Raw genomic sequence first — 21,616 nt, 5'->3', positions numbered from 1 at the left:
GATGGTGGTGCCTTTCAGGAGTTCTGAAGTACGGGCTCGGGAGCCGCGGGAACGTGGACCGGCCGGAGGAAGAGGAACAACACGACGACGATGTAGAGCACCCATGCGATCGCTTGGAAGACAGTGGGTTCGGGACGGAAGTTGAAGATGCCGCCGAGCACGGTGCCGTACCAGCTCGAGGCGTCGAAGTGCGCGCTGATGTCGAAGGCGACAGCGCTGCCACCGGGCAGAACTCCGCCGATCTGCAGTGCGCGGATGCCGTAGGCGAGGATTCCGGCGGCGACCACGATGAGGAAGATGCCGGTGTACTTGAAGAAGACAGCGAAGTTTATGCGCACGGCACCGAAGTACAGGAACACCGTCAGCACGGCAGCGACGACGATGCCGAGCAGTAGACCGAGCAGCGGCCACAGGCTGCCGTTCGTGTTCTCGGCGTAGCCGACCATGAGCAGTGCGGTTTCGACACCTTCGCGGCCGACGGCGAAGAACGAGAGCGTCAGCACTGCCGCAGGCCCGACGGTGAGTGCTTTCTCCATGTTCGCCCGCAGTTCGCCGGAGATGTTCTTCGCGGCGGTCCGCATCCAGAGCACCATCGCCGTCACGATGATTACGGCCACGAGCGATGCTGCGCCTGCGATGACCTCGGCGGTCAGGCCGGTGACCGTGGATGTGCCGTAGTGAATGACGAAGAAGATCGCGGCCACCATGGCGACGGCCAGCCCGACGCCCAGCCACACCCATTTGAGCGCGTCGCGTCGGTTGGCCTTGACGAGGAACGCAACGAGGATCATCACCACGATGCCGGTCTCGAGGCCCTCGCGAAGACCGATCAGACCGCTGCCGAACATCTGAGTGGCGATCGACGGCGCGGATCCTGCGGCGGCGAGAACGGACACGGGCACTTCTCCTGTTTTGCAATGAACATTGGTACGCCTTCCCTCTCAAAGGGTAGGCGACCCTCATGCGTGAAGGTTGACAGAAACATACACCCTGCATCGCCAGTCGAATGCACGTTGAACTGGGGTTTTACGGGTCTTTAGCTTTCTATTACCTTGCGTGTGCAGGATGGTGAGGTGATCTCACGAATCTGCGTGCTCGCCACCGCATCGCTCCTCCTTGCGCTCACCGCATGTGGCAGCAGCGAGCCGAAGCGTGAGATTCCCGAGGGCATTCCGCCCGGTCCGGGAACCGAGGTGCCGCTGATCGACTTCAATGCCCCCGGCCGGACAGCCGATCTGTTGCTCGCGTGGGCCGAACCTCAGACCGACGCGCTCGGTATCTCGGTGACGGCTCTCGCGTCGTACGGGCACGCGGCCGCGATCATGACCGAGACGGACGCGGACTGCGGAATCGCCTGGACGACGCTCGCGGGCATCGGATACATCGAGAGTCGGCACGGCACATACCAGGGCTCGTCCGTGCAGCCCGACGGTCTCGTCGCACCGCCGATCCGCGGTATTCCGCTCGACGGCGGGCCGGGCGTCGCCGAGATTCCGGACACCGACGGCGGCGTCATGGACGGTGACGCCGAGTTCGATCGAGCGATGGGTCCCATGCAATTCATCCCCGAGACGTGGAAGAAATGGGGTGTCGACGCCAACGGCGATGGCATCGCAGATCCGGACAACATCGACGACGCGGCGTTGACGGCGGCTCGCTATCTGTGCGCCCGCGGCGGCGATCTGCGGACGGCACAGGGCTGGGAGACGGCGTTGATGGCGTACAACCTCTCGGGCCAGTATCTGCGTGACGTGCGAGATCGCGCGGCCGCGTACTCGGTGGGCACCAGGCCGTAGAAACTCCGTGCATCGCGGGCACCACGGGGGAGCGGCTAGTCTTGCACCCGGCACAGTCCGCCGGTCCCCGTTACTAGGAGAAGCATTCGTGGCCATCATTGAGCAGGTCGGAGCTCGCGAGATCCTCGATTCCCGTGGCAACCCCACGGTTGAGGTCGAGGTCGCATTGGACGACGGGACGTTGACCCGCGCAGCCGTCCCCTCCGGCGCATCCACCGGTGAGCACGAGGCCGTCGAGCTTCGTGACGGCGGAGACCGCTACGGCGGCAAGGGCGTCGAGAAGGCCGTCAACGCGGTGCTCGACGAGATCGCGCCCGCGGTCATCGGCCTCGACGCCATCGAGCAGCGCACGGTCGATCAGGCTCTGCTGGATCTCGACGGCACGCCCGACAAGTCTCGCCTCGGCGCGAACTCCCTGCTGGGTGTCTCGCTCGCTGTCGCCAAGGCTGCGGCCGAGTCCACCGGCCTGGAGCTCTTCCGCTACCTCGGCGGACCGAACGCACACATCCTCCCCGTGCCGATGATGAACATCATCAACGGCGGCGCACACGCAGACAGCGGCGTCGACGTGCAGGAGTTCATGATCGCGCCGATCGGTGCTCCCACGTTCAAGGAGTCGCTGCGCTGGGGTGCCGAGGTCTACCACGCGCTCAAATCCGTGCTCAAGGCCAAGGGCCTGTCCACCGGACTCGGCGACGAGGGCGGCTTCGCTCCCGATCTCGCCGGCACCAAGGCAGCTCTCGACCTGATCCTCGAGGCCATCGGCAAGACCGGCCTCAAGCCCGGCCAGGACGTTGCTCTCGCGCTCGACGTGGCGGCCACCGAGTTCTACACCGCAGGTACCGGCTACGCCTTCGAGCGTGAGACCAAGTCGGCCGAGCAGATGTCGGCGTTCTACGGCGAACTGGTCGATGCCTACCCGCTGGTCTCCATCGAGGATCCGCTCGACGAGAACGACTGGGACGGCTGGGTTGCACTCACCGAGTCGATCGGCGACAAGGTTCAGCTCGTCGGCGACGACCTGTTCGTCACCAACCCCGAGCGTCTCGAAGACGGCATCGTCAAGGGTGCGGCCAACGCGCTGCTGGTCAAGGTCAACCAGATCGGCACGCTCACCGAGACCCTCGACGCAGTCGATCTCGCTCACCGCAACGGTTACAAGACGATGATGAGCCACCGGTCCGGCGAGACCGAGGACACCACCATCGCTGACCTGGCAGTTGCCGTCGGCAGCGGCCAGATCAAGACCGGTGCTCCGGCTCGAAGCGAGCGCGTGGCCAAGTACAACCAGTTGCTGCGTATCGAAGAAGCTCTGGGCGACGCGGCGCGTTACGCCGGCGAGTTGTCTTTCCCCCGGTTCAATTACGAGGGATAGCAGGCAGGTACGTATCGCACGAAGTGGAGATGAATGATGGCACGGCGCGGAAGGTCCGGGACCAGTCCAGGTGGACGTGATCCCCGACCCCGCGGCCGGTCCTCCTCTTCGAGTCGGTCGAAGGCCGGGGGCGTCTCTCGTGACGAGAACGCCTCCGGTCGGACGGCCACCCCGCCGGAGCCGTCGGAGCAGGTGCGCGACGCGGTGGTCGGCGGCAAGGCCGCTCCCCGGCGCGTCGGTGTTCGTCGGCCCAAGATGCCCGAGCGGACGTTCCTCGGACTGTCCACCGGGCGGGCCGTCATCCTCGGCGTTGTGGTGTGCGCGCTGGCGTTGACGCTGGCAGTACCGCTACGCACCTACTTCTCGCAGCGCAGCGAACTCGAGTCCGTGCTGGCCGAGCGGCAAGCGTTGGAGAACGACGTACAAGCGCTGCAGACCCAGAAATCTCAGCTCGACGAGCCGTCCCGCATCGCGGCCGATGCGCGTGAGCGCCTGCGGTTCGTCATGCCGGGGGAGACGCCGTACCAGGTGCAGTTGCCCGGCGACTACGGCAAGACCCCGGAGGAACTCGCGGCCGACAGTGGGCCGACGGGGCCCTGGTACACCGACCTCTGGAACACCGCAGTTCAGCCGCAGGGATCGAACGAGCCGGCGGAGCCGACGTCCGCACCGATGCCCGTCGTACAGCCAGAACCCGTGCCGGCCGCTCCGGCACCACAATCAGAAGGAGGACCGGTCGGGTGAATTCCTCGGCAGTCTCGCAGGAAGATCTCGATGCGGTCGCATCGCAGCTCGGACGTGAACCGCGTGGCGTACTCGAGATCGCATATCGATCTCCGGACGGCCGGCCGGGCGTGGTGAAAACCGCCCCGAAGCTGCCCGACGGTACGCCGTTCCCCACCCTGTTCTATCTGACCGATCCGCGGCTGACGGCCGAGGCGAGCCGGCAGGAATCGGCCGGTGTGATGCGGGAGATGACCGAACGCCTGGGCACCGATCCCGAGCTGGCTGCTGCCTACCTGCGCGCCCATCAGTCCTACCTCGCCGAGCGTGACGAGATCGAATCTCTCGGAACGGATTTCACCGGCGGTGGCATGCCCGATCGGGTCAAATGCTTGCACGTCCTGATCGCCCATTCGTTGGCCAAGGGCCCGGGCGTCAACCCGCTGGGTGACGAGTCGGTGGCCCTTGCCGCCGAGAACTCGTTGCGTGGCAAGGCTATTCCGGCTGATTGGCCGACCATCGAAGAACTACGTGCGGAGAAATCATGACCAGGGTTGCAGCAATAGATTGCGGCACCAACTCGATCCGCCTGCTCGTCGCTGACAACAACGGGAAGTCCCTCGCCGACGTCGCCCGCGAGATGCGGATCGTGCGGCTCGGTCAGGGAGTCGACGCGACGGGAGCGTTCGTGCCCGAGGCCATCGAACGCACTCGTGTGGCATTGATCGAGTACGCGGAGATCATTCGCAAGACAGGGGCCACCGCAGTGCGGATGGTGGCCACCTCTGCCACCCGGGATGCGTCGAATCGCGAGGACTTCTTCTCCATGGTGCGCGAGGTGCTCGGCAAGGTCATCCCCGGTGCCGAGGCCGAAGTGATCACCGGTGACGAGGAAGCGCGGTTGTCCTTCGCCGGTGCAGTCGGTGAACTCGACTCTGCGGCAGGGCCTTTCCTGGTTGTCGATCTGGGCGGCGGTTCTACCGAGCTCGTACTGGGCGACGCCAAAGGCGTCAAGTCTGCGTTCTCGGCGAACATCGGCTGCGTCCGTTTGACCGAACGATTCCTGCATTCGGATCCTCCCACCGCGGACGAGATCAACGGCGCGCGTGAGTACGCCCGCGAGAAGTTGGCGGAGGCGTTCGAGGAAGTGTCGATCGGCGATGCGTCGAGCTGGGTCGGTGTGGCCGGCACGATGACGACCATCGCTGCCATCGCCAAGGACCTGCCCGAGTACGACGCAGACGCGGTGCACCTGTCGCGAGTGCCCTTCGATCAGCTCTTCGAGGTATGCGAGCGACTGATCGGCATGACGCATACGCAGCGAAGTGCGTTGGGCCCCATGCATCCAGGTCGGGTCGACGTCATCGGCGGCGGTGCAATTGTGTGCAGCGTATTGGCCGAGGAATTCGAGCGACGCGGTGCCGTTAGCTCGTTGACGGTCAGTGAGCACGACATCCTCGACGGTATCGCGATGTCCATCAAGATCTGATCTGCAATTCTGCAGATACGGTCTGCGGCGATGTAGGTTGCATCGCTGCGTGATTCGGTGAAGCCTTACAGGCGCTGTGGCCCACGTCACGGCTCCCTTCGAGGTGAGGACCACCGATGACGTCACCCGCCGAGCAAGCACCGGCCGACCAGGCGCCGGCCGAGAAAGGGCTGGCTCGCGTAGCGCAAGCGCTCGCCAAGGGGACCGAGAAGTGGTTCCCCGATGCGTACATCTTCGCCCTCGTCGGCGTGGTGGTCGTTGCCGTCGCTGCCTTCGCCAACGGGTCGTCTCCGCAGAATGTGGTCGACGCGTTCGGTAACGGGTTCTGGGACCTGACTGCGTTCACGCTGCAGATGGCGATGGTCGTTCTCACCGGCTACGTCGTGGCCACATCTCCACCTGTCGCCAGATTGATCACCCGATTGGCGCAGGTGCCCAAGAGTTCCAGTAGCGCAGTCAGTTTCGTGGCGCTGCTGTCCTGCTCGGTGTCCTTCCTGAACTGGGGCCTGAGCCTGGTGTTCGCCGGTCTGCTGGCCCGAGCCATCGCGCGACGTGACGATCTGCGGACGGACTACCGCGCACTCGGGGCTGCTGCGTTCATGGGACTCGGAGCCGTGTGGGCACTCGGTATGTCGTCCTCTGCTGCTCAGCTGCAGGCGACGGCGAAATCGCTTCCGGCGACACTGCTTTCGGTGACGGGAGTACTCGATTTCGGAACCACGATTTTCACGTGGCAGTCGTTGCTGATGTGCGCGATCATCATCGTGTTGACGGTCGTCATCGCACACGTGTCTGCTCCCAAGGGTGCCGCAATCAAGACTGCCGCGGACATGGAGGTCGATCTCGACGACACCGTCGCGGAACCGTCACCGCGCACCAGGCCGGGGGAGTGGCTCGAGTACAGCCGCATCCTGCCACTGTTCGCCGGCGCGATGACTCTGGGATGGCTTGTCTCCCAACTGCTGACGCTGCCGGTGCTGTCGGTGGTCAGCAGCCTCAACGGGTACTTGTTGGTGTTCCTGATGCTCGGACTCGTGCTGCACGGTACTCCGCGTCGCTTCCTCGATTCGGTCAGCAAAGCAGTCCCGGCCACCGCAGGCATCCTGGTGCAGTTCCCGCTGTACGCGGCTATGGCAGCCATGTTGACCAAGGCGGAGGGAAGGGGAGGCGTGACGATCTCCGAGCACCTCGCGAATTTCTTCACCGACATCGGCAGCGGAGGTGGATTCGCCGTGGTCATCGCGGTGTACACCGTCGTGCTCGGATTGTTCGTCCCCTCCGGTGGCGGCAAGTGGCTCGTCGAAGCGCCGTACGTCATGCAATCTGCGACAGACGTGCAGATGAACCTCGGCTGGACAGTCCAGATCTACAACGTCGCAGAGGCGTTGCCGAACCTGATCAATCCGTTCTTCATGCTGCCTCTGCTGGCGGTTCTAGGCCTGCGAGCGCGAGACTTGATCGGATTCACGTTCCTGCAGTTCATCTTTCACTTCCCGGTGGTCCTGCTGCTGGTGTGGCTCCTCGGTATGACCTTCGACTTCGTGCCGCCGGTCATCCCTGCCCAGTAGCAGCCCGATATGATCGTCACCGCTGGAGCGAGTCTCCGGCGGTGGCCCCTATAGCCCAATTGGCAGAGGCAGCGGACTTAAAATCCGCACAGTGTCGGTTCGAGTCCGACTGGGGGCACCGGAGTTCATATGAATCCATTCTCGATTGCGGCACAGCGTATTTCGATGGGCGTCAATGTACTGGGTGGACGCTCGCGGATGTGTACGGACCCCGCGAAGCCGCGGATTCTGTTCGTTGTCACAGAAATCGTGCGTTCGGCCGAGTTTCTGCTGGTCAGAGCGCTTTCACAGGAGTGGGTATTGCCCCGAGTGTCATGGCTCGGTGTCACAGAATGTCACAAGTCATCACAAACTGGACGCGTGCTGCACGACTCGATTCGTCCATGCGACTGGCTTTGCCGGTAACTTGATCCATCGCGGCAATGCCATCCGAAAGTGTCATTCGAGTAGATGAAGGGGCCGCCGGCCGAAGTCGAAGGGCACCGGATTTGTCTGGATGGGTCGCTACAGTGCAGGAACTCGCAACGATCAGAACAGAGGTGTCACGGGTGGCGAAGCGTCGAGGTTTTTTCGCGGAGATGCAGCACCAGAACCGGCTACGCGAACAACGTGACCGCCAGCAAGCACGAGCCCACGCGCAGGCGACTGCTCGAGCGGTGCGGTTGTCGGAAAAGGCACGGCGCGATTGGGAGCGCGCGTGCGCCTCCGCTGACCGCGCGGCGAATCAAGCTTCGGCAGCGGCGGTCAAAGAACGCGCCCGCTTGCACGTGGAGGCACAACTGGCAGAGGTCGAGGCGCGCAACGCCACCTTGGCAGAGAAGTACGAAGCGATCGATGGCATCCTGGCGGCCACACTGGACGTGGACGACTACGTCGACCTGAACGCTTTACGACAGAAGATCGAGCATCCGCCGTTCGATCGACCGGATCTGACTACACCGACACCCCCGCCTCCACCCCTACCGCTCCCACCGGAGCCGGCCTACGTCGAACCAGCCGCACCCGAGGGTCTCGGCTCCCTACTGGGGGGACGAAAACGCCATGTAGCAGCTGTGGAGCAAGCGCAGGCGATGTACTGGCAGCAGCGACAGGGGTGGGAACAGGCTGTCGTCCAACGCAATCACGCCCAGGAGGCCAACGAGCGCGCACACGGTGCCGCCGAAGCGAGTCGACTACGGGCCCTGTCGGTCGCTCAGTCCGAGTACGAGGCGGAGTGTGCTGAACGCCGCAGACAGGTGATGCAGGCGAATGTCCAGTTGGAACGGCTGATGGTCGGGCTGCAGGAGGGTGAGCCGAATGCGCTCGAAGAGTATGTCTCCATCGTGCTCGGGAATTCGGTGTATCCAGAGTGTTTCGAGGTGCAATACGACTTCTCCTTCGATGGTGCCGACCGGGAACTCGAACTGACCGTCTCGGTACCCTTGCCCTCGGATTTGCCGACCGAGAAATCGTTCAAATACACCAAGGCGAGTGACACGATTACTAGCACGCCACTACCCATGAAGGCGCGCAAGGATCGATACGCCACCGCAGTGGCCGAGGTCGCGGTCCGCACCGCCCACGAAATTTTCGAGGCTGACCGTGACGGTGTGGTCAACACGTTGGCGATGACAGTTGGCGTCGACACCGTGGACCCGGCCACTGGCCACCCCACTCGAATCACACTGGTTGAACTGGCGACGGACCGAACCGCCTTCGAGCGGCTCAATCTTTCCGGCGTTCAGGCGACCGCGACGCTCGAGCACTTGAGTGCCGGTGTATCGAAGAATCCACACGACCTGGTACCCGTCGGCAACACACGGGGAGTTCGCGGGTGAGTAGCTATCAGAAAAACGCTGTCTGTGATCAAGCGTGTAGGCCACGATGACAGGCCCAGACGACACTATCCGGGCTCTGCGAACCACTCTGGTAGCCAAAGAGCGCGAGCTCAACGATCTGTTGGATCGACTAAAAGTGGTCGAGCAAGAACGCGACGAGGCACTATCGCACGCTGCGTGGCGGGGCCAGGTTGTGACCCCGACGTCGGGGTCGGCGGCTACCGGAGTGGTGGAAACCGACGACCGGATCGTGTTGCAGGAGGTGGGCATCTACACCTACCAGCACCCCCTGGAGAACGCCGACCAATTCCGTGAACGGTTGGCCGCGGTGCGTGACGAGATCAAGGCTGCGGTCGTCGGGGGAGAGGCCATAGTCGCGTCGGACATGTTCAGCTTCAACAATTCTCTCGCCAAAGGCCGCAAGATGACTTCGGATCTGTCGAAGCTCATGTTGCGCGCCTATAACGCCGAGGCCGACATCTGTGTTCGTACCATCCGGGCCGGAAACCTTGCGACGGCCGTGAGCCGTCTGGAGAAGGCAGCTGCCACGATCGCGAAGCTCGGAGACATGATGCAGATGCATGTCGCCGAGACCTATCACAGGCTCCGGGTAGAAGAACTCGAGCTCACAGCCGATTACATGATGAAAGTCCAAGAAGAAAAACTCGCTCAACGCGAGGAGCACGAACGCCTCCGAGAGGAAAAGAAGGTCGAGCTGGAATTGGCCGCGCAGAGGGAGAAGCTCGACAAGGAACGAGCGCACTATCAGAACGTGCTCGACTCCCTGGCCGGCCGCACTGATGCGGAGGCACAGCGTATTCGAGACAAGTTGGGCGAACTCGACCAGGCCATCGCACAGAACGACTATCGACGTGCCAATATTCGCGCTGGCTATGTGTACGTGATCAGCAACCGCGGTGCATTCGGACCGGATGTGGTCAAGATCGGTATGACGCGACGGCTCGAACCGATGGATCGGGTCCGCGAATTGGGGAGCGCCTCGGTGCCGTTCCCATTCGATGTGCACGCGTTGTACTTCTCTGACGACGCTGTTGCATTGGAGGGAGCGCTCCACGCGGCTTTCGCAACTCGTCGACTGAACCACGCGAACCTCAGGCGAGAATTCTTCTTCGCCGAACCGGGCCAAGTGCGAGATGTGTTGGCTCAAGAAGTGGGGAACCTGTTGGAGTACAACGAGAAACCCGAAGCGACGCAGTATTTTCAGAGCCGGGGGAGTTGGCCGGCGAGCGTGGTATCTCGACCCTGAGGTTTGACTGAACTCGGTGAAGGCCGGTCGAAATCAGTCGGTCGCCCCGGCTCGGCTCGCAGGTGGGTTCGCGGTGGGCGCGCGGACGACCGTTCGGTGACACACAACGTCGGGTTGCGGAGGCAATGTGCCTGACGGCATTGGCGCAGTTGGCGGGGTTCTGTCCACCGCGGTACGTCAGGATGTCGGTGGATTCAGCGTGGTCTTTGCCGAGGGTCTCGCTGACACGAGAGTGACACAACTGGGTACAAACGGGTGCGGATCGGTCTGGACGCGAATGTACGAAAAGCACTGTTGCACAACAAAAAGAGGATTCATCTGAGTCCGGGTAAGTCCATCTTTCCGGACTTAGAATCCACACAGTGTCGGTTCGAGTCCGGCTGGGGCACGGATAGCAGCAGTTCAGGGCTGGTTAACGCCCGCCAGCGATACCGTGACCGGTGATAAGCCTTCTACCAATCGTCAGCGGTTGTCGCGCCGAGCCGCATGGCTTCGTTCACCAAGTCGGTGAGGTCGGGCATGGGATCGCCTTCACGGAGGTGAGGCATCAGCTCTTGGAGGTGGTGCACGATGCCCCATTGCTGCTCACTCGTGTTCTTGAGCAGGTGGGTCAATAGGCGAGCCCAGTCCTCAGCCTCGGCAGCAATGTCGAGGTCCTTCAACCGATAAAGAAGCCGTCCGTGCGGCTCGATGCCTGCCGTTGATGCCAGGACAAGGTCGATTGCTTCGCTTCGGGCTCCTGGCAGGCCGACGACCCAGCCGCCCGTGGCGGAGGCCTCAGCCGGGGTGAATGGTTGCGGCACGGACCGATTGCGACTCGACCAGTATGCGCGGATCCATCGATCCCACTGACCCTGTGCCTCAACGGCTTCGAGCTTTGTCAGCGTGTGCCCGACCTGTCGTGCCCACGAGACTCGAAGGTCTTCTGGCGCGTCCAGAACGAACCGTGTCAACCACGTTGCCGGGTCGACGGAGGCGAACATCGCGATTGACGTCAAGTGAATCGCGAGCTGGCGACGGAGGTTCTTCGCAAACGCGGCGGTATGCGTCGTCGCGGTCAGGTAGTGCTCCAGTAGACCGGCCTCGAGCAGCCCGTCGTTCGCGCGCCCCCATGTGAGAAAGCCCTGCCATGCTGCCGCTGCCTCCTCCTCGCTTGTCCAGTCGAAGAGGGGGAGGAGCCAGACTTCACACCAGTCACGATCCGCGCTGAAGAAGAAGTGCAATTGCGAGGAAAGGAGAACTCGGGCGAGAAGTCCGTTACGGTCGTGGGCCGAGATCAGATGGCTGAGCTCTCTGGCGATTTCCGTCGGGAGGCCATCCCAAAGCGCCTCAGCTTGCGACCACTCCCACTGGACGACCTTTGTCCAGAACTCGGCCAGGTCACCTGCTGGGTGGTTGATCGCTTCCGTCACAAGGTCATCCCCACCTACGATCGAGCCCTCTGTAGGCGTCGTGGGCCATAGGGCGGATGCCAGCGTCCGTGCTGATTCGTACTTGTGCCACGGGGTGGGGTGTTCGGGAGTTCCGCCGTTGGACAGCATGGCAGAAGCTGGCCTGCGGATCTCCTCATGATCCCAGCCCTCGATCGTTGCGAGAGCTTGCTGAGCAAGAGCATCGTTGAGCGTCGCGCGATCCCAGCCATTAATGACTGCCGATCGGAACTCGACTTCATCATCCTGTAGAACTTGAGCGACAAGTAAGCCGTCCGCGGGATGCGCTGTGACGCATGCCTGCAGAGATCCCAGTGCGCCGGTCCAGCTGGGTCCTTGGAATGCGTGCGCCTCTCCGTTGAATTCGCGAAGCCGAGCGAGCGCTGAAGTTGGTTCCTCTGCTATCAAGTCGTGGAGCCCGGCTGCCGTAAAGGGCAATGCATCCTCGACGAACCCAGACATGCTGTAGTGCAGAAGATCCGGGTGCTCCCTTCGGGCGTACTCGGGGTGTGCAGCCTGCGCTTCCTTAAACGCTTCGGCTGCCATCTGAAGTCCGGGTGCTGACTGTGCGAGCCAGCCGAGCATGTTGTAGACCCGATAGGTGGATTGCTCACCGTCGCTGCTCGCGTCAGGACCGGCAATAGCAGCGTCTACGAGGCTGCGGGCCACGTCCTCGCTTGCAGCTGGGAGAACGTCACCAATGAGCTGTAACAACTCGTGCTGGAGCGCTAGGTCCCAAAGAAGGTTCCGCCCTAACAGCCAAGTCAACTTCTCATCGGGGCCGGCGTCCGTTCGTACCCGCCAGCCATGCACAGCAAGGCGGCGAAGGATCCCGTTGGGAGAGGATCTCCACACTTCCAGGTATCCCTGTGCAAGCGATAGATCGTGGGACAGAGCCGCCTCGATCGAGTCGCGTGCTGCGTCGATGAGGATATCGATGCGGTTACGGTGGTTGTCTTGCTCATGCCGTTCGATGGCTGATCGCGAGAACGAAATTGGATCGAAAGAACTGTCAGGATCCATTCCACGAAGGCTTCGATAGACGCGCGAAATCTGCGCCGTTGCGAGACTGAGGAGTTGGGCGAAGTACTCATCGAGGACCGGGAGGAAGATCTTGGTCCAGTTATCGCTTAGCCAATATTCGTCGCCGCAAAGGTCGACTTCGAACCGGGGTTGGTTGGTGGTCCCTCCGAAGTCAAACGCTGGTATCAGCAAGGGGCGGGTCCGATCCTCGAACACCGTCAACGCGAGATCGAAATTGTTCGTCCAGTCCTTGCCTACAAGCATCATGTCGAGTAGGTCATGTCGACGGGTCGGGGCGTTTTGAAGGACAAGCTGGAGCCATGGATTGAGCCACTTCGGGAACGCGCCCTCGAAGCGAACGAGGGTCTGGGTGATTACGTACCAGGTGTGCGGCGGCCACGGCTTCTCGCGGAAGGATCGGAGAACTTTCCCCGAATTCTCCTTGTTGAGGATGTACTGATCAGCGATCCAGGACATTAGGACCCCCGACGCCGGGTCGACGGCTGTGTCCGGCGAAAACACGCGAGGGAATGCAGGTTGGCCTTCGACCCAGGCGAACCACCGTTGGCCATGGTCGACGTCGACGAACCTTGCCTTCTCCGAAAAGTACCTGGACCGAACCGGGTGAGTGAGCGCCGCGTTGAGGTATGAGACCTCCTCGGGGATCGTCGGCGGTTCCCCAGACACGAGGTCGGCAATTCGCGCGCGATGCTCGATGTGCCCCATCGTCGCCAGTTCTCGCCATCGCTGCAGTGATGTGGGCAGGGCCGAGTGGTCGCCGGCGTCATTGGGGTACGAGATGGGTGTCAACCCCAACCGGCGCCACTCTGCGTTTTGCTCATCGTCGGTTAGGACATATCGGTTTTGGTCCGGTCCAAGAGACCGGGCGAGGTACTGCATCACGACGTCGCCATGGCTATAGCCGATGAAGATGACCGTGAATCTCACGAACATTCGCTCCAAGAATCGTGCAGCCCACGCCTCGCGCAGATAAGCGTGGCCAAAATCGGTGTCCGTAACCACAAGACGGCGGCTGGGCTGCAACAAAGACCCGTGGAGGTGAACGACCCCTTCGAAATCGTCACCGACAGGTAGAGCCGGGGCCTCGTAGACATCAGGTTCGAGGGACATGGAAGTGGCTGCCGAGGTCAGGTGCCGGTCGTAGTTGGTCGTGACAATTTTAGGGGTCGGATACGCGGCAGCCAGTCCAGCGATCGCGAGGTGAAGGGGGTTGGGCTTCGATCCGGCAAGGTCGATCGCGCTGGCGACGAGTTGGTGCACGTCGTTCCCGTAGTCCTGAAGGCGGCCGAGAAAGACATCCGGGTGTCGAACTTCTTCGTCGGTCGGTTCGCGTCCGACGAGCGCACCGATATCCCGCACCAGTTCCGCGAAGTCCGGCAGACTAGAGGGATGTGAACGAGATGCACCTGCTCCGACGAAGATCACCAGGTTGCCTGCTTCGGCGGCATCAAGAACGGGCTGGGGCACGTCGATGTCGCCGATCCACATGCGTCAAGTCTGACCTACCGTGCCGAGAAAAGTTCTGTAGCTCTCGGCGTGTCCAGCGATTCACGCCCGTGATAGCAGGTGAATCTCACAGCTGGAAGGGGTATAACTTATCCGGTCCGTTGTAGCGAACGGGAGCCGCCCACGGCTGGCAAGACCTCAATGCCGTGTAGCCCCCGCGGCAGCTACCGCCGACGGTATGATATTGATGCTCACTTGGCCGTGATGGATGCAAGGACCACCCGCCGGGCTGACCGAGCCACGGACTTGCCGAGACGAAATTCTCAGGCGCGCAGATCCACCTCCCACGGCAACGACTCGGCATAGCGCTCAAGCTCGGCGAGGGGAAGCAGCACCCTTGATCCATGTTTCCTCGCCAAGAGCATTCCCGCGCTTCGCAGGTTTTCGATTCCATGCAGGCTTAGCAACAAGATGCGAGCAGCCTCGGTTCCTGTTGCCAGTAGTGACGCCGGGCGAACTGGCGACACATCGCGCCACGGCGCGTTCCGTCCACCCGAACACGTGGTTGTCCATGACCGATCACGTCGGTTCGGTGTTGCAGCATCGGCGGTGTCTCGGTGTCACGAGAGTGTCACAAGTCGGTACGTTCGGCAATGGACCGAGCCGGACCGTGATGCACGAAAAGCGTTGCAAATAAACAAATATCGAGTCCAGTATGGTTCAGGTGAATCCACTTCTAGGGACTTAAAATCCGCACAGTGTCGGTTCGAGTCCGACTGGGGGCACTGTATTCCCGCAGGTTACTGCGCTATGTCGCTTCGGTGAGCTAACCGGAACCGTTGTCCGCGAATTGCTCTGCGGTCCAACGTAACACGAACGGTAGCCCAGTCATGGCGCCGATGAAGTGGTCGCCTGCCACGGGCTCGTAGTGCACGTTGGCACCCTTGCTGCGCCACTGCTCGATCAGGGCAGTCACGCCGGCCTCGGGGATGAAGCGATCACCGATCCACTTGCTCGCGGAACCGTGGAAGAACGCGACCGGCACCGACGGCGCGTCCGCACCCGGACGGTTGGCGGCGATCACCCGCCGCGCGATGTCGGAGTCGAACGGGTCGGGCTCGGACGCCAAGTCCTCGATTCGCATGCGTGCCAACCCGCCCAGGGCCAGGGGGAGGACGGACATGTCCTTCACCCAGGACGCCAACAGTAGCGCCTTCGGGCCGAACAGCTCGACCATCTCGGGGTGCTCACGCGCGAGACCCATGCTCGCCGCACCCAGCAGGCCGGCCGCGATGGTGCCGTTCATGGTGTCCAGCAGCATCGAGAAGTCGGTGGGCGTTCCACCGGCAATGGCGCCTGCCAACCTCACGTCCGGCGCGTACCTCGGCTGCAGCTGCGCCGTCCACGTGGTGGCGATCGCGCCGCCGCTGTAGCCGTAGGCGACCACTGGGCTGTCGGCGAGCTCCGGGGCGACGACCGTCATCCCGCGTAGCGAATCCAGGACGGCATGCCCGGCCATCGTGCCTTCGGAGTACGACATCCGCGGGCCTTGGTGATCGGCGACGAGGACGGCGTATCCGCGGGCGAGCCAAAGCGGCATCACCGGCGGGAGGTCGGCACCGACACCGTGCACGAGCCGGTACGACGGCGTGCTCTTGGCTCCGAGGGAATCGATGGCCACGTTGTGGGCGACGACAGGCCGCGGTCCGCGCCCGGTCCACGGCCGCCTCGGGATCAGCAGCGAGGCGGTGACGCCGGCGGGGAGACCCCGCGCGTCGGTCGATCGCACCATGAACTGATGCATGGCGGTTCGCGGGCGAGGCACCAGACCACGGGTCGTGCGCTGCCGGATCACCGCACCGGGTGCGAGGTCCTCGATGCCGGGAGGGGTGAGGAAGAAGGCGTCGTTGTCGATCGGCGTCGGGAGGATAGCGGCGTGGGGATCGGCCGGAGGCTCCAGAGGCAGTCGTCGAGTCAATACGCGATCGAGCACACCGAACAGAGTCATGATCCCCCGACATTCGTCTCCAGCCGTATGAATCCCCGCGGTCACCCTACAGTGCGAGGCGGTCGAGCTCGAGCACATCGGTCCGGCTCAGGACCGCCTCGCTGTGTTTGCCGCACGTGGCAAGCAGTCTTCCGTCATGCCTTTGCTCGGCTTTCGGTCCTGCAGTGCTCGACAATGGACGATGCGGCCAGCTTGGCGGTCGAGATCAGTGCATGTCGCGGCACTGCGTTTCGAGATTGGACAGAGAGGCCGTGCCAGATCGCCTGGACGACTCCGACGATGGCGTCGGCCGATGTGTCGACTGGGAGCTCACCCTCGGCGATGGCACGTTCGATTCGCGCGTGTAGCGTGCGTTCGTTCGCGCGGTGCAGTTCGGAAATGTATTGCGCGGCGTCCAGCGTGTCAGCGCTGTCGTTCGTCACTGCACTGCTGACGAAACACCCGGGATGAGTGTCGGAAGGCGCGGTGAACTCGAGCACCGAGTTCGTCAGGATCGACTCGATCACCGCAGCGATCGAGTCGAGACCGACTGCGCGGGTGTAGATGTCGCGATACTCGACGGTGTATGTGCGGACAGCTTCCTCGAACAGTCCTGCCTTGCTGCCGAAGGCTGCGTACAGGCTGGACGTCGACAGTCCGGTCGCAGTGGTGAGTGCACGTGTGGATGTGCCGGAGAATCCGTGCCGCCAGAAAAGCCGCGCAGCAGCGAGCAATACGAGATCGCGGTCGAACGCCGAGGGCCTGCCGCGTGACGGTGTTGCCATGGTTGCATTTTAGATCGATTGCTCCATAATTGTCATATGGAGCGGACGATTCAGAAATCGGTGCCCGTGTCCGGCGGCAGCTGGGTCAACGTCGATGTCTACGGCACCCCGGACCTGCCAGGCCTTCTCATCCTTCCTGGAGTCATGAGTGATGCTCGATCCTGGGCTGCGGTGGCGCGATCGGTGAATGCGTGGCCGTCGGTCACAGTCGTCAATCGACGCGGACGCAGACCTTCGGGGCCACTGACCGCCGAGTACTCGATCGGTGTCGAGGTAGACGATCTTGTCCAGGTGCTGAGTGCGATTCCCGAGCCGGTCAGCATCTTCGGGTGGAGCTACGGCAGCCTGATCACGTTGCTCGCCGCAGACGAACATCCAGTCGAACATCTCATCGCGTACGAACCTGTTATCCCGCCTTTCGCTCGACACGCTCTGAGCGACCTGAAAGAGGCAGCAGCACAGAGTGATCGGGGGAGGAGCGTCGAAATCGTCAATCTGGACATCTCCGGCTTCTCCGTCGAACACGTCGACATCTTGCGCGCCGATGCAAAGCAGTGGGAAGCGCTGTGCGAGCTCGCTGAGCCGCTGTACGACGAGTTGAGTGCGCTCGACGCAGCGCATCTTCCCGATGTTCTGGCCGGAAATGTCGAGCGAGTCGACCTGATCATCGGCCAACACAACCGTTCGGTCGAACCGTACGGCACATCCTTCGACCGGATCAGCCGTCGAATCCCGAACGCGCGCGTTCATCAACTCGATGGCAACGGTCATCTCGCTCACATCGAATCACCCGGCCAGCTCGGACGGGTCATCGACGCAACCGTTGCGTCGGTATGACTCGGTTTCTCCCTGTGACCGCAGTTCGTGAGCCGGAAGAGTCTGCGGTGCCGAGTATTTCGTCAAATACACAACTGCGAGCAGGCGCGCCACTCGCCACCGATCAGCAGTCCAGCAACGAAGTCGGGCTCCCCTCGCTTGCTGCTGCCTGTTAGAGTCGAATTACCGGAAGTAAAAGCGAGGGCTGTCAGCCCCGTTCATACGCCGCTCACCGAGCTGCCACTTCTCCTTTGGATGGAGACGTGTATGAGCCTGAAAAATGAGCGACCAGCCAACACAGATGAGGCGCAGGCCTCTTCGACGCGGCACCGTCCGCAGACTTTGAAAGCCGCCGCGGTAGCACTGGCCGGCCTTTCTGCAGTGTTTCTTTTCGAGATGCTCGACAACTCGATCCTCAACGTTGCCCTTCCCACCATCGGTCGTGAACTCGGTGCGTCGACCACCGCGCTGCAGTGGGTCTCCGGCGTGTACGCGGTCGTGTTCGGGGGACTGATGCTGCTGTTCAGCGCCATCTCAGACAGGTTCGGCCGACGCCGAATAATGTTGAGCGGCCTCGTATTACTGGCGGTTTCCAGCACGGCTACCTCCGTCGTCGAGACACCCGAGCAGCTCATCGCAGTCCGCGCCGCGATGGGCGTCGCCGCGGCCATGACCACCCCCGGCTCCATGGCGCTCGCGTTCCGGCTCTTCGATGAGGAGTCCTTACGCGTTCGAGCCCTCACCCTGATTTCGACGGTCGGCCTGGTCGGGTTGGCGATCGGACCGACCGCAGGAGGCTTCGTTCTCGCTTTCGCGCCCTGGCAGGTCCTGCTCCTGATCAACGTACCCATCGCGATTCTCGCGTTCGTCGGAATCCGCATGGGCGTCGCGAAAGACCTTCCCGAGGAGTTGCACCGCGACCCTCTCGATGTCGCTGGGGCACTGCTCGGCACGGCCACCATCGTCCTGGCGCTCGTCGCGCCGACCCTGTTCGTCGAGGTGGGTTCCGAATCATGGACGCCGTGGGCAGCAACTACCGGAACCCTTGCTGCGGCAACGCTGTTCGTCGTCCGCGCGCGCACGGCAAGGTACCCGCTCTTGGACCTGAAGCTCGTCGCGCTTCCCCTCGTGTCCAGCGGTCTCGCCTACAAAGCCGCGTCTGGTCTCGCCATCGCAGGCCTCGGCTACATGGTCACACTGCAGCTGCAGTTCGCATGGGGATGGTCGCCGGCCCTCGCATCGATAGGGATGCTCCCTCAGGTCGTTGTGCTGCTCGTGGGCGGCCGACTCGTCGCGCCGTTCCTGCGACGAGTGGGGATGAACCACGCCGCCTGGATGAGCGCGGCGGCGGTGGTGCTGGGGCTGGCCGTCTTCGCCGTTGGTAGCCGATTCGGGTATGTCTGGGTCGCTCTTGCCCTCGTCCTCGTCGCGGTAGGTATGCGGGTAGTCGGTGTCGTCGCAGGTACCAATGTCATGGCAGGTCTCCCGGAGAGCCGCACCACCATCGGGGCCGCCATGGTCGACACATCGAGTCAGGTCGCTACCGGCGTCGGGATCACCGTCACCGGCACCATCCTCGCCGCTCTTTTCACGGGCAACATCTCGAGTACCACGTGGAGCGCCGAGCAAGCGGCCTCGTTCCAAACCGGAGTGACCGTAGCGGGGTTCGTCATCACGGCGGCGGCTGCAGCGCTGGTGCTGCTCGGCATGACCCGGGCGCGGTCAGGCCGTGGCGGACTCTGATCGCTCAGGGAGATATCAATCGAGGCGCGCTGACTTGGTTGCTTTGCTCGCCGAGTCGGCTGTGAGCATGGTGGCCGTTGTGACGTCTCCATCCACGTTGGCGGTGTGACGTGGTTGTGGAGAGGTCAGCGGTGCATCCGGGCGCAGATCATCGAAAAGTCCTCTCGGGGAACGGTGAAGAGTCCGCGACGAAAGGGAAGACCCCAGTGGGCAGCGTCTGGAATGAACGACAGTCGATCGACAAGCGGTCGTGCGTCCACGTGTGTGCAGGGGTGGAACGTGGCGGCCAGTCTCCACGGCCGGAAGTTCTCGGTGATGTCGACTCGATAGGGCTCGTCCCCGGTGATGGTCGCCCATGCTGTGAATTGTTGAACCGGAGTTCCTTTGTGCAGGCTCGTGCGGGGGGAGTAGAAGATCATTTCGTCGCCCGGCCGAGGTCGACCGAGACGCGTTCTCGCGCCGTGGTCGGCCTGCGTGAAGCCACCCTTGGTGGCTGCCTCGACGTGGTCCAGGCTGACGGTGTTGATCCAGAACCGCTGCTCCGGCTTGTCCGTGGCGGGCTTCGGGCGGGTCTTCGGGGGCGTGTGGCTCGTCATGATCTTCGTGCGCGGTTCAGGCACGGTCGTGGAGGGTGATGTGATAGCCGTCGGGGTCGGCAAATGTGAACGTGCGGCCGAAGGGGCCGTCGATCGGCGCGGAGACGATCGTCTTGCCATCGGCGACGAGGGCGTCATGGATGGCCTGAACATCAGTGGCGTGCAACCAGATTGCCGCACCGATGCCGGGCTGCGGGGTGGACGCGATGTCGGTGCCGGGGATGACGTCGCGGAGCGCGAATGCGATCGGGGACGTCTCGAAGACGACGGCGTGAGGCGGGCCGGCCTGCGAACGCACGAGACCGAGGTAGTGCTCGTAGAACGACTGCGATGCGGCGAGGTCGGTTGCTTGGAGGTTGATGAAGTCGGGTCCGGTGACAGCCATGGTGATGCTCCGTTTCGTTTGTCAGTTTGTTGACACGCATCAAGCTATGTCAAACTACTGACATGAGTCAAGCGGATGAGGGCATCGACTTGAAGACTTCTCTGGGATACCAGCTGAAGGAGGCTTCCAGTGCGCTTCGTGCGGCCATGGAAGCTGCCCTTCGGCCCCTCGGGATGACGGTGACTCACTATTCGTGCCTCGAGCTTCTGTCGCAGCGTCCGGGCTTGTCGAACTCGGATCTGGCACGGGGCACCTTTGTCACGCGGCAGGCGATGAATGTTCTCCTGCAATCGCTCGAACGCGACGGATATGTAAGTCGGCCCGCGCGAGCACCAGTCGGCAAGGCCCTGCCCACCAGTCTCACTGCCGCCGGGCGACGGAGATTGGCCCGGGCGACGGTGGCCGTCAGGGCGATCGAGATGCAGATGCTCGCAGGGTTGTCCGATCAGGACCAGGTCGCGACCCGGCGCATTCTGTCGACCATCATCGAGTCGCTGAACAATCCGAACGGGTGACCCAACGGCTCTTCGCCGGCCGCGCGCATTGTCCGATGAACGTTCAGATGTCCGCCAGGAACGGGTCGATAGCGGTCCAGGTCGCGTCCGGCGCTTCCAGGTGCGGCAGGTGTCCGGCGTGGGCGATTTCGACGAACTGGGCGCCGGAGATCGCGTCGGCGATGGCCCGTCCGTAGGCCGGTGTGACGATTCGGTCGCTCTCTCCCCACACCACGAGCGTCGGCACTGTGATTGCGTCGAGCCGCGCCATCAGGGTCGGATCGCTCATGTTCCTGCCCGCCAGGGTTTCCATGGTGTTCCTATTTGCCAACTGCATCGCTCGCTGTTCATCGGTGAAAGTGCCGGGGTCGATGTATCCACGGTGTGGGTCGTGCCATGCGGCTTCGGCGAGTTCGCGAGCGTCGAGGGCGAAGAAATCCGCGACAGGTTCTCCGTCCACGATCGCTCCGACGCCGTCGATGACGACCACTGCTGCGATCGATGTTCGGTACTGCTCGGCACGGGCGGCCTGCACTGCCATTTCCAGGGCGATCCACCCGCCGATGGAGGACCCGATCAGCACGACGTCGGTGTACCCGCGCTCGTGCAAGCGAGCGAGGTAACCGGCGGCGAGTTGCGCGATCGAGCTGATGCTGTCCGGACGGTCGGTGCCGTCCCAGCCGGGATGGGTGGGTGTCAGCACGTGCCGGTGGAGCGCGACGTGTCCGGCTAGGGGAGCAACGGTTCCAGGTCCGCCGCCGCCGTGCAGTACGAGCGCGATTCGTGACCGAAGGCGAGGGGTCGGGGCGACGGGGAAGTCGATCGGGAACGATGCGTTCATGATTCTCCTGTATC

At 63.0% G+C, this 21,616-nt stretch carries 18 protein-coding genes and 1 tRNA gene; 12 read left to right on the top strand and 7 right to left on the bottom strand.

All coding sequences use genetic code 11. The features are described 5' to 3' along the window. Positions 1-14 precede the first annotated feature (14 nt). Entirely contained in the window at positions 15-896 is an 882-nt protein-coding gene (gene efeU / locus CH294_RS02300; protein ID WP_094736994.1) for an iron uptake transporter permease EfeU, read from the bottom strand. A 177-nt stretch (positions 897-1,073) separates the two neighbouring features. Between efeU and CH294_RS02295 the strand changes: the two genes are divergently transcribed. The 9 genes from CH294_RS02295 (at position 1,074) to CH294_RS02255 (ending at position 10,035) form a co-directional block, all read left to right on the top strand. Beyond that, positions 1,074-1,796 carry a lytic murein transglycosylase gene (locus CH294_RS02295; RefSeq protein ID WP_094736993.1) on the top strand — a complete coding sequence of 241 codons (723 nt, stop codon included), beginning with the start codon at positions 1,074-1,076 and terminating at the stop codon, positions 1,794-1,796. 88 nt (positions 1,797-1,884) lie between these two features. Then, positions 1,885-3,171, top strand: coding sequence for a phosphopyruvate hydratase (gene eno, locus CH294_RS02290; protein ID WP_008718800.1), 1,287 nt, complete (start codon positions 1,885-1,887; stop codon positions 3,169-3,171). A gap of 192 nt (positions 3,172-3,363) precedes the next feature. Then, positions 3,364-3,915: a cell division protein FtsL gene (locus CH294_RS02285; RefSeq protein ID WP_249305001.1), complete on the top strand. Its 552-nt coding sequence runs from the start codon at positions 3,364-3,366 to the stop codon at positions 3,913-3,915. Further along, complete coding sequence (locus CH294_RS02280; RefSeq protein WP_032404265.1) at positions 3,912-4,442, top strand: DUF501 domain-containing protein; 531 nt, start codon at positions 3,912-3,914, stop codon at positions 4,440-4,442. Before CH294_RS02285 ends, CH294_RS02280 begins: the two co-directional genes overlap by 4 nt. Next, positions 4,439-5,383, top strand: a complete 945-nt coding sequence (locus CH294_RS02275; RefSeq protein ID WP_032404264.1) for a Ppx/GppA phosphatase family protein — start codon at positions 4,439-4,441, stop codon at positions 5,381-5,383. Before CH294_RS02280 ends, CH294_RS02275 begins: the two co-directional genes overlap by 4 nt. A gap of 116 nt (positions 5,384-5,499) precedes the next feature. Next, the gene (locus CH294_RS02270) at positions 5,500-6,951 is read left to right on the top strand and encodes a TIGR00366 family protein (protein WP_094736892.1); all 1,452 of its coding nucleotides are present in this window, start codon (positions 5,500-5,502) and stop codon (positions 6,949-6,951) included. A 44-nt stretch (positions 6,952-6,995) separates the two neighbouring features. Then, positions 6,996-7,069, top strand: a tRNA-Leu gene (locus CH294_RS02265). A gap of 460 nt (positions 7,070-7,529) precedes the next feature. Beyond that, positions 7,530-8,768: a hypothetical protein gene (locus CH294_RS27730; protein ID WP_249304999.1), complete on the top strand. Its 1,239-nt coding sequence runs from the start codon at positions 7,530-7,532 to the stop codon at positions 8,766-8,768. Between the two features lie 46 nt (positions 8,769-8,814). After that, entirely contained in the window at positions 8,815-10,035 is a 1,221-nt protein-coding gene (locus CH294_RS02255; RefSeq protein ID WP_094736891.1) for a DUF4041 domain-containing protein, read from the top strand. Between the two features lie 452 nt (positions 10,036-10,487). Here the strand turns inward: CH294_RS02255 and CH294_RS02250 are convergent, their stop codons facing one another. From CH294_RS02250 to CH294_RS02235, 3 genes are all read right to left on the bottom strand, one after another. After that, on the bottom strand, positions 10,488-13,997 hold the full coding sequence (locus CH294_RS02250; protein ID WP_094736890.1) for a DUF4020 domain-containing protein: 3,510 nt from the start codon (positions 13,995-13,997) through the stop codon (positions 10,488-10,490). A 784-nt stretch (positions 13,998-14,781) separates the two neighbouring features. Then, a complete protein-coding gene (locus CH294_RS02240; RefSeq protein WP_094736888.1) occupies positions 14,782-15,963 on the bottom strand; it encodes a lipase family protein in 1,182 nt (393 codons plus the stop codon). 134 nt (positions 15,964-16,097) lie between these two features. Then, positions 16,098-16,727 (bottom strand): TetR/AcrR family transcriptional regulator, encoded by a 630-nt coding sequence (locus tag CH294_RS02235; protein WP_094736887.1) that lies wholly within the window; start codon positions 16,725-16,727, stop codon positions 16,098-16,100. 36 nt (positions 16,728-16,763) lie between these two features. Between CH294_RS02235 and CH294_RS02230 the strand changes: the two genes are divergently transcribed. Together CH294_RS02230 and CH294_RS02225 are read left to right on the top strand one after the other, a co-directional pair. Continuing rightward, positions 16,764-17,564 (top strand): alpha/beta hydrolase, encoded by an 801-nt coding sequence (locus tag CH294_RS02230; RefSeq protein ID WP_094736886.1) that lies wholly within the window; start codon positions 16,764-16,766, stop codon positions 17,562-17,564. Positions 17,565-17,810: 246 nt separating this feature from the next. Further along, a complete protein-coding gene (locus CH294_RS02225; protein ID WP_094736885.1) occupies positions 17,811-19,286 on the top strand; it encodes an MFS transporter in 1,476 nt (491 codons plus the stop codon). Positions 19,287-19,411: 125 nt separating this feature from the next. Here the strand turns inward: CH294_RS02225 and CH294_RS02220 are convergent, their stop codons facing one another. Together CH294_RS02220 and CH294_RS02215 are read right to left on the bottom strand one after the other, a co-directional pair. After that, a complete protein-coding gene (locus CH294_RS02220) occupies positions 19,412-19,906 on the bottom strand; it encodes an EVE domain-containing protein (protein ID WP_249304997.1) in 495 nt (164 codons plus the stop codon). Then, complete coding sequence (locus CH294_RS02215; protein WP_037176283.1) at positions 19,899-20,267, bottom strand: VOC family protein; 369 nt, start codon at positions 20,265-20,267, stop codon at positions 19,899-19,901. Before CH294_RS02215 ends, CH294_RS02220 begins: the two co-directional genes overlap by 8 nt. Positions 20,268-20,329: 62 nt before the next feature. On the opposite strand from CH294_RS02215, the gene CH294_RS02210 reads away from it, so the two are divergent. Next, complete coding sequence (locus CH294_RS02210; protein WP_094736884.1) at positions 20,330-20,782, top strand: MarR family transcriptional regulator; 453 nt, start codon at positions 20,330-20,332, stop codon at positions 20,780-20,782. A 43-nt stretch (positions 20,783-20,825) separates the two neighbouring features. On the opposite strand, the gene CH294_RS02205 is transcribed toward CH294_RS02210, so the two are convergent. Further along, complete coding sequence (locus CH294_RS02205) at positions 20,826-21,602, bottom strand: alpha/beta fold hydrolase (RefSeq protein ID WP_094736883.1); 777 nt, start codon at positions 21,600-21,602, stop codon at positions 20,826-20,828. Between the last annotated feature and the right edge of the window lie 14 nt (positions 21,603-21,616).

Source organism: Rhodococcus sp. 14-2483-1-1 (assembly GCF_002259335.1).
Taxonomy (GTDB): Bacteria; Actinomycetota; Actinomycetes; order Mycobacteriales; family Mycobacteriaceae; genus Rhodococcoides.
The sequence above is the reverse complement of the archived record's forward strand: the minus strand, read 5'-3'. Positions and strand labels throughout refer to the sequence as shown.

Excerpts from the sequence above, each read along its gene's own strand:
- CH294_RS02275 (WP_032404264.1), top strand. The coding sequence starts at position 4,439 with ATGACCAGGGTTGCAGCAATAGATTGCGGCACCAACTCGATCCGCCTG.
- CH294_RS02270 (WP_094736892.1), top strand. The coding sequence starts at position 5,500 with ATGACGTCACCCGCCGAGCAAGCACCGGCCGACCAGGCGCCGGCCGAG.
- CH294_RS27730 (WP_249304999.1), top strand. The coding sequence starts at position 7,530 with ATGCAGCACCAGAACCGGCTACGCGAACAACGTGACCGCCAGCAAGCA.
- CH294_RS02255 (WP_094736891.1), top strand. The coding sequence starts at position 8,815 with ATGACAGGCCCAGACGACACTATCCGGGCTCTGCGAACCACTCTGGTA.
- CH294_RS02250 (WP_094736890.1), bottom strand. The coding sequence starts at position 13,997 with ATGTGGATCGGCGACATCGACGTGCCCCAGCCCGTTCTTGATGCCGCC.
- CH294_RS02240 (WP_094736888.1), bottom strand. The coding sequence starts at position 15,963 with ATGACTCTGTTCGGTGTGCTCGATCGCGTATTGACTCGACGACTGCCT.
- CH294_RS02235 (WP_094736887.1), bottom strand. The coding sequence starts at position 16,727 with ATGGCAACACCGTCACGCGGCAGGCCCTCGGCGTTCGACCGCGATCTC.
- CH294_RS02230 (WP_094736886.1), top strand. The coding sequence starts at position 16,764 with ATGGAGCGGACGATTCAGAAATCGGTGCCCGTGTCCGGCGGCAGCTGG.
- CH294_RS02225 (WP_094736885.1), top strand. The coding sequence starts at position 17,811 with ATGAGCCTGAAAAATGAGCGACCAGCCAACACAGATGAGGCGCAGGCC.
- CH294_RS02215 (WP_037176283.1), bottom strand. The coding sequence starts at position 20,267 with ATGGCTGTCACCGGACCCGACTTCATCAACCTCCAAGCAACCGACCTC.
- CH294_RS02210 (WP_094736884.1), top strand. The coding sequence starts at position 20,330 with ATGAGTCAAGCGGATGAGGGCATCGACTTGAAGACTTCTCTGGGATAC.
- CH294_RS02205 (WP_094736883.1), bottom strand. The coding sequence starts at position 21,602 with ATGAACGCATCGTTCCCGATCGACTTCCCCGTCGCCCCGACCCCTCGC.